Source organism: Exiguobacterium sp. USCH10, from assembly GCF_037619445.1.
GTDB classification, from domain to species: Bacteria; Bacillota; Bacilli; order Exiguobacteriales; family Exiguobacteriaceae; genus Exiguobacterium; species Exiguobacterium aestuarii_A.
In genome coordinates this window covers 79,628-91,566 of sequence record NZ_JAQPZO010000011.1, presented here as the reverse complement: position 1 = coordinate 91,566, position 11,939 = coordinate 79,628, and the positions used below count along the sequence as shown (strand labels likewise).

Below are 11,939 nucleotides of genomic sequence, written 5' to 3'. Positions count from 1 at the left end.
CTGGTACGTTGTGCATGTGTCCCGTGATCGGTTTCTTCAAATACACATATACGTATGGCGGCAGCCCCGAGTTGTCTCTCGCCTCTAGCGTTATGTGCACGTTGTCCCCGATTGTGAATTCCCCCGAGTCAAGCTTATAATCGATAAGCTCAGGAGCTGTCGTATCACTGTTTGTTCCATAGACGTTAAAACCCTGTACGTCGCTCTCATCACGATAGACCGATCGGTCATTCGAACGAGCGTCCACCAGATACACGTATTCGAGGACGTATCGCCCAGATTCCATCCCCTCCTCAATCGTGAATGCTCCTTCATATATGCCGTCCCCTCGATGGTAGACTGGTACGTTGTGCATGTGTCCCGTGATCGGTTTCTTCAAATACACATATACGTATGGCGGCAGCCCCGAGTTGTCTTTCGCCTCTAGTGTTAAGTGCACGTTGTCCCCGATTGTGAACTCCCCTGAGTCAAGCGTATAGTTGACTAATTCTGGTGCCTCTGTATCCTCCATCGCAAATCCTGAATAAGGTAATGAATGCACCAATAATATGACGATGATCAATTGAGCCAACCTCTTCTTCATATGTTTTCCTCTTCTCTTTTCTCATATGTAGGTTTTTGAATATGAATCCTATAAATCCCATATAAAAATATAGCACGTTTTTCAAAAACGAAATGACCTATTTTATAAAAGTAGGGGCATAAACAACACAAAAAAGCGGAGTGACCAGTTTCGGTCACTCCACATTTTCTAAATTGATTCATATATTAATTTCCCACTCTACATTTCATGCGTAGAATTCCTATTTCATTCAGTAAAGTCAATCTCAAGCCCCGGACCAGCCATATAATATTTAAAGGAATCTCCATTTGCACGGAATGTTCCCTCTTTGAAATAGCGCATCCGATTATGCCAGTCTTCCATGACGAGCTGTTCCACCTCAGTCATGTGTGCAGATGCCACATTCGTATAGTTTTTAGCTTCTTGTGTACCAGGTCCGTACATCAACTCACCCATCATTTGAATGGATTCGTATTGATATTTCATCATTGCCTCACGTTCCTTTGGTCTGACACCTGGTTTATAGGCATCACCGAACCAATGTCTCATGACTAAAATTCCTTTGTCTTCGAGGTGAAACACCTGAAGGAAATTCTGTTCTCCCTTTTCATATTTATAGCCAATGAGACGAATACCCTCAAATTCGGTGAAACGCGGATCTAGCTTCACCTTTTCAAATAGAGCTGTTGGGGAAGGACGATCAATCTCGATCTTCGACTTCACCACACTCAAATCTCGGTTTGCCGTCCATCCCGTTTTCTTACCTACACGCACCTTGCTCCAACTACCGACTGTCTCGAGAACCGTGACGGTTTGATTCTTTTTGACGTTAAGGATTACCTTTGCTTTCCGACTACGTGATGCATAGATTTTACTCGATTTGTTAAACTGCTTTTCAAGCGTTGCTTCGACTTTACTCATATCACCTTGAGAAAAAGGAATCTGAGCTGGTGACAGTACGGCTGTCAAACAAAACACTGCTAACATAACGCCACTTAACAACTTCTTCATATGTATAGCCTCCATGACTTTATTCTTTATATGTAGTTTATCAAGTGGTCATACTGCTTTTTCGGAGATTTTAGGAAATAAGAAAATCGTTTTTTGATTTTTTAACTCCCATTTCATAGCTATAGCAATTTCATTAAAGGATATGGATTCATTGTATGTTTTAATGGACTTACAATATATGTAACGGAGGCAACTACATGAATCCCACTTCTGAACAATCAATTCAGTTGGACACCATTCTTCAACTTGAAAATGCACCTGAGTTCAATCGACTGCACCAACAATTCGAGCAATTCAATCCATTGAAAGTGTTACGGGTCGATCAATATGAGATTCGACATTCGAACGTACTCGCCTGGTTATTAGACCCTAACGAGAATCATCGCCTCGGAAGCTTCTTCTTGAGAAAATTACTGATGCATCTCATTACAAAACAAGACAACGAAGATAAAATTCATTTGTTCGATTACTTAGCCTTCTCTCATCAAGCTCTCTCGGACGTGATTGTTCACCGTGAATGGTATACGGGAAATGGGTCGATTGACTTACTCATCGATATCCCCACTCTCAATATCACCTTACTCATCGAAAATAAGTTCCATTCTAGTGAGTCGTCTGGACAATTGACTCGATATATTACTCACGTGAAAGACATGTTTCCGAATCGAAACGTGCTCCCCGTCTACCTCACCTTATCGAGTGACCTTCCTTCGCATGAAGATTATTGGGTACTCGACTACGGAGATGTGTTGACCATCATCAAACAAGAACTTGAATTGAATCGTGCAACGATTGCTGACAACATTTATGATTTCTTAACGTATTACACGAATCTGTTGGAAGAGCGCCTCGTCGAGAACGAAGAAGCGGACCGTACGGCACTACAACTGTATCAAGAGAATACGCTTGCCATTCAACTACTTTTTGCGAATGCCAATCCATCAAAACAAAAACAAGTCGACCTTCGAAAAGCGACGCGTATCTTAAAGACGTTAGATGAGGATACCAAAAGACATCTACGCATCATTTATAACCGAAAGCGGCAGACCATCGATCACATCATTAAAGTGAGTGGGAACATTCTGCCTCAGGCATTTGAAACATTCGCAAATGAACTGCAATTGAATGTGTACAGTGCACATTCACGTGTTCCAAACTTTGTGATGAACGAGTGGTTACCTGCACTTGAACAATTGCCTCGCTTGAAACGCTATTGGCTCAATTATGCGCTCATCATGTGGTTTGAGCGAAAAGGCGATAAGCGACTCAAACTATATGTCGAAGTTGGTCCGATTCCTTACGAACGTCGTCTTGAACTATTGGAAGCCATCGAAGAAAAAGGAATTTCCTTTATGAAATCAGGAAAGCAAGAAGGGAAAAAGTTCACTCGCATTTATACAGATACGATGGATGTTCCAGATTGGACGAACGCCAACCATGTACATCAAACGATGAAAGACTTAGTAGAAACCGACGCATTTCGAGATTTCCATAGCAGTATGATTGATGTATTGAAAGAGGTAGCTGAAAACAATCATGTCAATCCATAAAACAGACCACTTCCTCGCTTCAAATTCCGAAGCAAAGAAAGTGGTCTTTATGCTTACTCCACCCCAAACCGATATACTGTCCGCGAGTGATACAACTCACCCGGTCTCAGTTCGATTGAGGTCGCGATGTCTGGATGGTTCGGGGCGTCCGGGAACGCCTGGGCCTCGAGACAAATCGCGCTATGTTTTTGTCGGCCGTCGAGCGTCACCGGCGTCTCTTCACTGAGGAAGTTGCCCGTATAGACGACCATGACGGGTTGATTCGTCTCGACGGTCATCGTCCGTCCGCTCACCGGATCATGTAGCCTCGTCTCCCCGTCCTTCAAGATGAACGGATGATCGAGTCCACCGGCTTTTGTAATCGCCTCGTCTCCTGACTCGAGCGCTTCTCGGACCACTTTGCCGTCGCGGAAATCAAACGGGGTCCCGCTCACGTCACGCAACTCTCCTGTCGGCAACGATTCCGCATCGAGCACCCCGACCGAATCAGCTGGTAGCGTCAGCTCATGGTCATGGATGGTCGGTCGTCCACCGAGATTGAAGTAGTTGTGATGGTTCAGGTTGACCCACGTCAGTTGGTCCGTCTCCGCCGTCATCGTGACAATCAGTTCATTGTCATCTGTCAGCTCATATAACACTTTGAAGAAGACGTTTCCGGGATATCCTTCTTCCCCGTCCGGACTCACATACGTGAACTGGATGCACTGCTCGTCGGCATCCATCTCCCAGTGTCGAGCCGTGATGCCTTTGTCGCCTCCATGGATATGATGAGGCGCCTCGCTTGGGGTCAAGGCGACACCATCGATCTCCGCGTCACGGATCCGTCCAGCAATCCGCCCGACGACCGATCCGAGATAGACCGGATTTTCTAAGTATTGAGAGACGTCCCCATATTTCAAGATGACCGAGTCGAGATTACCGTCTCGGTCCGGGGCCGTCAGTTCCGTCATCGCACAGCCATAGTCGATAGCGGATAGTTTCATGCCGTTGGTGTTTTGAATCGTCGCTTGTTTCACTCGTACAACCACCTTTAGTTCGTTTTCTCTCTCATTCCCGACCTTGGTGTTCCGTACTCCACTTTATCGACATGACTCAGGAGCGAACGGACGAACACATCAAACTGTTCCTGCCCCGTTTCCGTCTGTTTGAAGACACCGGCGTCTTCGAGTCCTTTCACGAACTTGTCGACGACGGCTTGGTCCACGATCGTTTTCGGGTCGCCTGCCTTCTTCCGTAACGCATCCGCCCATTCCTGGTGCATCGCTTCAACTTCGACGTCCTCGCCCGCCACATAACGGACGACTTGTTCGAGTTCCGTCTTCAGACGTGCTGGTAAGACGGCGAGTCCCATCACTTCAATCAAGCCGATATTCTCACGCTTGATGTGGTGCACGTCAGCATGCGGATGAAAAATCCCGTCCGGATGTAAATCGCTCGTCCGATTGTTCCGAAGAACGAGGTCGAGCTCATAGCGCCCGTCCCGTCGTCTCGCAATCGGAGTGACCGTGTTATGTGGGACACCGTCCGTATACGGGATGACCTCACTCGATTCGTCCTCATAGTCACGCCAATAGCCAAGCAACTGATTCGCCAACATGACGAGCTGCTCTTGTTGACGGGAACGGAGACGGACGACCGAGAGTGGCCAGTAGAGCGTCTCAATCTCGACCTGGTCATAGCGCTCCGAGCGATACGTCGAGACGACTTGCGCATCGTCCATCGCAAACCGGTAGCGGCCGGCCTGGTAATGGTCGTGCGTCAAAATCGAGCCTCCGACGATCGGCAAGTCCGCGTTCGACCCGGCGAAATAGTGCGGGAACTGTGTGATGAAATCGAGTAGACGCTCGAACGCGCCCCGGTCGATGACCATGTCGCGCACCTCGTTCGACAACAAAATCGAGTGCTCGTTGTAGTAGAGGTACGGTGAATATTGGAACGACCACGGTTGACCGCCGAGTGTGAGCGGGATGATGCGATGGTTCGCACGCGCCGGATGTTTCAAGTGCCCGCCGTAGCCTTCGTTCTCAATCGCCAATAACCCTTTCGGATAGTTCGACGTCGGGGTCGGCTGCGTCCGAGCGAGTGCGATCTCACGCGGGTCCTTCTCCGGTTTGGACAAGTTGATGGTGATGTCGAGCGTGCCATAGCGGGTCGGTGCCTTGTACGTGATGTTGTTCGCGATTCGCCGCGTCTGGATATAGTTTGACGCCTGGCTCATCCGATAGAAATAATCCGTCGCAGCCGTCACGTCAGTCGCACGGAGTTCATTGAAACGACGCGTCACTTCAGACGGTTTCGAGACGAAGACGTTCATCACTTCGGCCATAAAGCGGTCCTTTTCTTCCAGGATTGGTTCAATCAACTCCTGTTCGATCGCATATGCGACCAGCTCCTCTAATGCGTCTGGGATTTCTATCGACGGCACAGACGTCGGGACGTCCATGTCGAGTTTATGAAGTGTGGCGAGTACACGGTTCCGTGAATAGATCCGGTCCTGTTCTTCAATCAACTCTGCACGAATCGCCGCCTCGACGAGCGCCTCAATCGTCACATCAATCATCGTCTCACCTCTTTCGCCTGATAACCGAATGGATGGGTCGCATGCCAGTTCCACGCGTCCGTCAAAATCGTTTCGACATTCGAGCGGGTCGGTGTCCAACCGAGGACGCGTCGTGCCTTATCGGAAGAGGCGATCAACTTCGCCGGGTCACCGGCGCGGCGTTCCCCGAGTCGGACCGGGATATCATGACCCGTCACGCGACGTGCCGCTTCAACGATTTCAAGCACGGATAATCCGTTCGCCGTCCCGAGGTTAAACACATCGCTCGCCCCGTCTTCCCGTAAATAACGGAGTGCGAGAAGATGCGCGTCGACGAGGTCTTGGACGTGGATGTAGTCGCGGATACACGTGCCGTCTTCTGTCGCATAGTCGTCACCGAATACGGTGATGGCGTCACGCTGTCCGTTCGCCACTTGAAGGACGATTGGGATGAGGTGTGTCTCCGGGTCATGGTCTTCCCCGATCTCACCGGTCGCGATTGCGCCGGCAACGTTGAAGTAACGGAGCGCGACCGAGCGGATGCCGTGCGCCTGGTCACACCAGCGAATCATCGACTCCATCGCAAGTTTCGTCGCCCCGTACGTGTTCGTCGGGTTCGTCAGCGCCGTCTCATCGATCGGCATGACGGTCTGGTCACCGTATGTCGCGGCCGTCGAGGAGAAGACGATCCGCTTCACCCCTGCGTCCCGCATCGCCTCGAGAAGCACCTGTGTCCCGAAGACGTTGTTGTCATAGTAGGCGAGCGGGTCCGACATCGATTCACCGACGAGCGAGTTTGCCGCGAAATGAAGGACGTCCGTGATTCTTTCTTTCGCGAATACCTCTTTCACGAACGCACGGTCACGCAAGTCTCCTTCATAGAAACGGACGTCTTGCGGGATCGACTCGACGTGTCCCGTCTGGAGATTGTCGAGGATGACGACGTCCTCCCCGTCTTTCAATAAGGCACGGACGGCGTGCGATCCGATATAGCCGGCACCGCCGACGACAAGTACACTCATTTCACTTCCTCCTCTACGAGTTCTCTGACGCCGTCCCCAACCGAGGCGACGTAACATGTCGGCGCGTAACCGATCGTCTCTTCGTACTTCGCAGACGTCTGTTTGATCATCGCATTCGTATCCGTTTGTCGGACGATGGCGATGGCACAGCCACCGAATCCGGCCCCTGTCATACGGGTCCCGATGACACCGTCACAGCCTTGGGCGGCCGCGACGAGCGTATCGAGCTCGAGCCCCGTCACTTCATAATCGTCACGAAGCGACGCGTGTGATGCGTTCATCAACTGACCGAACGTCTCGAGTCGTCCTTCTTGTAAAGCAGCGTAAGCGAGTTTCGTCCGCTCGTTCTCCGAGACAGCGTGACGTGCCCGTTTGCGGAGCGTCTCCGGTAAGTCGAGGGCGACTTGTTCGAATGCCTCCATCGACAGCTGCCCGAGTGACGCCGCGTCGAATTTTGGCTGAATCAACCCGAGCGCCGTGTCGCATTCACGTCGACGCTCGTTATATTTCGAGTCGGCGAGTTCGCGTCGTTTGTTCGTGTTCATGATGACGATGTCGTATCCGTCGAGTGCGATCGGTGCGTAGTCGTGATGGAGCGTCTCACAATCGAGGAGCATCGCCTGCCCGGCTTTGCCCATCCCGATGGCGAACTGATCCATGATACCGCTGTTGACGCCGATGAACGTGTTCTCGACCTTCTGTCCGAGTCGGACGAGGTCAAGTCGTTCGAGACCGAGACCGTACACTTCATTCAACATGAACGCCGTCACGAGTTCGAGGGAAGCCGATGAGGAGAGACCCGCCCCGTTCGGGATGTTGCCCGCGAGGAGGAAGTCGAAACCGTGGATGTCGTGCCCGTCTTGTCGAAGGAGCGTGACGACACCTTTCACGTAGTTCGCCCAGTCGTGGCTCGCCTCATACGTCCCGTCCGTCACAGGGAACGACACGATGCCGACATCTTCAAAGTTGCGTGAGTAGACACGAATCAAATCGTCCTCCCGCTTCTTCACGAGTCCATACGTCCCAAACGTGATCGCACATGGGAAGACGTGCCCTCCGTTATAGTCGGTGTGCTCGCCGATCAAATTGATGCGACCCGGTGCGAAGAACACCCGGTCCGCTGATCCTGCGAACACCTCCTCGAATTGTTGTTTCAGCTGTTCCATATCAAATGAAAGCATACGGCTTCATCCCTTCCATCGCTCATGCCGGGTGAATGACCAGGCAATACGCGTCATAGTCTGTTTGTTGTGTGAGGTTTATGCCTTGTTCCATCAAATAGCGTCCGCTCACGAGGCGCCCTTCTAGTTCGTACGTCCGTTCCGGGTCGAGTCCGCGCAGCTTCACACGTAAGCGGTTCTTCCCGTATTGGCGTCGGTCGGCGTTGACGAGGACGACGTAATCTTCTCCGTCCGTATAGCCGACGGCGTGGAAGCCGTCCCGTTTGAGCGAGGCAAGACGATGGCTCGTCCCGTGCTGCACGAGCGGACGGATCGTCTTATACGTCGAAATCCATTCTTTTGCTTCTGCCAATTCTTCTTTCGTCCATTCGAGCAGATTGCCGCCGATGCCGAGCGTCCCTTGCATGGCACTGACGAACCGGTACCCGAGCGGCAACGAACGATTGTTCAACCAGTTCGGCGCATCCGTCACCCAGCAGCTCATCATCTTGGCGTTATAAGCGTATGAGAAGCCTTCCTGAATCGTGAGACGGTCGAGCGCGTCCGTGTTATCGCTCGTCCAAACCTGTTCGACGCGCGAGAGGACACCGAGGTCAATCCGCCCACCGCCGCCGGCGCATGATTCGAACGCGACGTTCGGGTGTCTTTCCCGCAACGTGTCGAGGATGCGATACACGGCTTCCGCGTGACGGAGCCACAGTTCCTTCGCGTCACGTAGATGTGGGCTGTCAGGCTCGGAGAAGGCGCGGTTCATGTCCCACTTGATGTAACGGATGTCGTGTCGTCCGAGCAACTCGTCGAGCCACGCCGTCACGTGTGCCTCGACTTCAGGCAAGGCGAGGTTCAAGACGAACTGATTCCGCGACGTCGTCGACGGGCGGCCATCCGTATAGTAAATCCACTCCGGATGAGCCCGGTACAAGTCTGAATCTGGATTGACCATCTCCGGTTCGACCCATAGTCCGAACTGGAGACCTTTCTCCTCGACGTAGCGGACGAGCGGGTCGAGCCCGTTCGGGAACTTCATCTCGTTGACGTGCCAATCCCCGAGTCCGGCCGTGTCCGAATGACGCTCACCGAACCAGCCGTCATCGACGACGAACAACTCACAACCGATGGCAGCCGCCTCGTCGACGAGACGTTTCTGTCCGTCTTCGCTGACGTCAAAATAGGTCGCCTCCCACGAGTTGTAGAGGACCGGGCGCAACACGTCACGTGTCGCTTCCGGCATGATGACGTCGCGCTCGAAGTCGTGGGCGTTCTGGCTCATACCACCGAATCCGCGCTGCGTATAGCCGATATAGCCGGTTGGCGTCGTGAAAGATTCATCCGCTTGAAGCGTCTTCGCGAAATCGAACGGGTTAATCCCGCCCGTCACTTGGGTAAAGCCGAACTGGTCTTTCTCGAAATGGATTGCCCAGTTGCCGGAATGTCCGAGGAAGCCGTAGACGACTTCTCCATGTGTCTCCGTCGCGTCACTGTCGAGTGCGAACCACGGGTTGCTTTGATGGCTCGTCAACCCGCGACGGCTCTCGATTGTCTTCTTACCTGGGAGGAGCGGCCCTTCTTGAAGCTGGAACTCGCTCGTCCACGCCCCGCTGAAATGACGGAGGCGCATGTCGCGCTCGATGAGTCCGAGGCTGAATGACTGTGCACTCTCGAGTGTGACCGTCTCTCCTGCTTTGACGGTCATGCGGCGAGCGATGATGTCGTACGCCGGATAAAGCGTGAACTGTAGCGTCACGTGAAGGGACTGAATCGAGTCGATCAAATCGATCTCGAGCGTCTCTCCGTCAATCCGTGCATCACTGAGTGCGAACGCATGCAGCCGTTCCGTCTCGGTATGACTCTTCAACGTCGGTTCCGTATAGACGAGGTCGCCGAATGAGGTGAACTCGTAAGCGGCCACCCCTTCCGGTGTCTCGAACGACGAGTGCAACACGCGCGCGTCCGGTAGTTCTTTGATGTCCGACTCATGCAGGCGTCCACCGAGATATTGATGGACGAGACGACCGCGCGCATCGACATCAAACACGTACGTGAGATTCGTCCCGATGAGGGCGAACCGATTGTCGTGACGAACGATCATGCCTCCACCTCCCGTTTGAGTAGGATGACCGCGAGCGGTTCGAGCTCGAGCGTGCCCGTCATCGTCTCCCCGTCGAGCGTCTGCCACGTGCCGTCGAGTTCGACGGATGACGTGACCTCGGTCGAATGGTTCAAATAGAAGCGGATCAACTGCCCGTCCCCATGACGGTCGACTTTCTCGACATCGTCCGGGAGTCGGTGCGCGTCAATGCCGGCGCGTGTGAGCGCCTCGTGATAGACCGTGTCGAGCATCGCATCGTCGACCGATGAGCCGATATATGTGACGTCGCCTTTATACGTGTGGCGCGTGATGGCCGCCGTCCCTTTATAGAATGCCTGCCCGTAAGTCGCGAGTACGTCTGCACCTTTTGGTGTAATCAAGTCGCACCAGATGTTCGCCTCAGACACTTGCTCGCCGAGGCGGACCTCGTTCGACTGGACGGCTTGTAAGCTCTCGTACTCGTCAATCTCGATACCCGCGTACTCAGCGAACTTGCCTGGGAGCGTCAAGTTATGGCAACGGTTGATCGGGTCTTTCACCCCAGTTCGATACGTGAAGATGACGTTCCCACCGTTCTCGATATAGTCGATGAGCGTCTCGTCGAACACGTCATTCCCGAGGAAATAGAGCGGGACGATGACGAGTTTATACGCGTCGAGCGCATCCCCTGGGAAGACGATATCCGTATTGACCCCTTGACGGACAGCGGCACCATAGAAGCGGACGAACTCTTGTTTGAAATTGAAGGCGTCCGAGTGCGGTTGATGCGTCCACGCCCATAAGTTTTCTTGGTCGAAATAGACGGCGACCTCTGACTTATACGCAGCCGCGTTGATCATGTCTCCATGCGCGTGAAGCTCTGACATGACGTGCTTCACTTCTTCGAACTTCCGTTTCGGCTTCCCATCATGGTCGATGATGCCGTGACAGAACTCCTCTGTCCCGAAGTCAGCGGCACGGAATCGGAAGTAGACGATTGCCTCAGCACCTCGAGCGACAGCTTGATGTGTCCAGAGGCGGATATGTCCTGGCCGTGGCAAGTAGCCGATACGGCTCCATCCTTGTGCCCCACTGAGTTGCTCCATCACCCAGAACCCTTTCCCTTGTTTTGACGAGCGGCAAAGATCATGGTCGTGTGCCGTCTTCTCGAAACGGTTCGGTTCCGGCAACCCACCCCAGACCGGGTAGTTGTCGAACGAGACGTAGTCGAGGTCTTGGGCCATCTGTTGCTGGTTGATCGCCATGTCGCTATAGACGAGGTTATGCGTGATGAACGCGTCCTCGTGGATGAGCGGACGGAGCGTGTCGACTTGGAGTTTGTTGAACGAGCGATACGCGTCCGAACAGAAACGGTCGAAATCGACGAGAAGTGACGGGTTGTGTTCCTGGAACACGGTGCGAGGAACCGGAATCTGTGTCCATGCCGTATATGTATGGCTCCAGAAGACGGTCCCCCAAGCCGCGTTGAGCGCGTCGAGCGTCTCGTAACGTTCTTTCAGCCATTCTTGGAACGCCACTTGGTCGACGTCGCCGTACGAGCGGTCCGACTGTTCATGTCCATACTCGTTGTCCGTCTGCCAGCCGATCACCCGTGGATGACGACCGTACCGTTCCGCCATCTTGCGAGTGATGCGTTCACAGTACTCGCGGTAGACGGGGCTGTTGACCGTATAGTGACGACGGGCACCGAAACTGATGCGGACGCCGTCTTTCGTCACTGGGAGAATGTCCGGATACTTCTCGATGAGCCACGCGGGCGGTGTCGCCGTCGGCGTGCCGAGGACGATGTCAAAGTGTTCACCGAACGTCTCGACGACCTCGTCCCAAAATGAGAAGTCGAACTCGCCGTCGGCCGGTTCCATCATCGTCCAGGCGAATTCCGCCATACGGATGACGTTGACGCCGAGTTCTTTCATCAAGCGGACGTCCTCGTCCCAAAGCGCACGGTCTGTCTGTTCTGGATAGTAATCTACTCCTAAATACAT

9 protein-coding genes are annotated in these 11,939 nt (G+C 53.0%); 1 reads left to right on the top strand and 8 read right to left on the bottom strand.

Features of this window, described 5'->3' with window-relative positions; genetic code table 11:
* Nucleotides 1-583, bottom strand: a 583-nt coding sequence (locus PQI28_RS13555) for a hypothetical protein (RefSeq protein ID WP_339963623.1), incomplete at its 3' end; no start/stop codon positions are given.
* Nucleotides 584-808: 225 nt separating this feature from the next.
* Entirely contained in the window at nt 809-1,573 is a 765-nt protein-coding gene (locus PQI28_RS13550; protein ID WP_339963622.1) for an SH3 domain-containing protein, read from the bottom strand.
* Between the two features lie 197 nt (nt 1,574-1,770).
* On the opposite strand from PQI28_RS13550, the gene PQI28_RS13545 reads away from it, so the two are divergent.
* Complete coding sequence (locus PQI28_RS13545) at nt 1,771-3,123, top strand: PDDEXK-like family protein (protein ID WP_339963621.1); 1,353 nt, start codon at nt 1,771-1,773, stop codon at nt 3,121-3,123.
* Between the two features lie 53 nt (nt 3,124-3,176).
* Here PQI28_RS13545 and PQI28_RS13540 read toward each other — a convergent pair whose 3' ends face one another.
* The 6 genes from PQI28_RS13540 to PQI28_RS13515 are packed head-to-tail and all read right to left on the bottom strand — an operon-like array spanning nt 3,177 to nt 11,939.
* Complete coding sequence (locus PQI28_RS13540) at nt 3,177-4,139, bottom strand: aldose epimerase family protein (protein WP_339963620.1); 963 nt, start codon at nt 4,137-4,139, stop codon at nt 3,177-3,179.
* 14 nt (nt 4,140-4,153) lie between these two features.
* Nucleotides 4,154-5,683 carry a UDP-glucose--hexose-1-phosphate uridylyltransferase gene (locus tag PQI28_RS13535; RefSeq protein ID WP_339963619.1) on the bottom strand — a complete coding sequence of 510 codons (1,530 nt, stop codon included), beginning with the start codon at nt 5,681-5,683 and terminating at the stop codon, nt 4,154-4,156.
* Complete coding sequence (galE, locus tag PQI28_RS13530; RefSeq protein WP_214784456.1) at nt 5,680-6,684, bottom strand: UDP-glucose 4-epimerase GalE; 1,005 nt, start codon at nt 6,682-6,684, stop codon at nt 5,680-5,682. The genes PQI28_RS13535 and galE overlap by 4 nt, the downstream gene beginning before the upstream one ends.
* A complete protein-coding gene (locus PQI28_RS13525; RefSeq protein WP_339963618.1) occupies nt 6,681-7,865 on the bottom strand; it encodes a galactokinase in 1,185 nt (394 codons plus the stop codon). Before PQI28_RS13525 ends, galE begins: the two co-directional genes overlap by 4 nt.
* Before the next feature lie 22 nt (nt 7,866-7,887).
* Complete coding sequence (locus PQI28_RS13520) at nt 7,888-9,954, bottom strand: alpha-galactosidase (RefSeq protein WP_339963617.1); 2,067 nt, start codon at nt 9,952-9,954, stop codon at nt 7,888-7,890.
* On the bottom strand, nt 9,951-11,939 hold the full coding sequence (locus PQI28_RS13515; RefSeq protein WP_339963616.1) for a beta-galactosidase: 1,989 nt from the start codon (nt 11,937-11,939) through the stop codon (nt 9,951-9,953). The genes PQI28_RS13520 and PQI28_RS13515 overlap by 4 nt, the downstream gene beginning before the upstream one ends.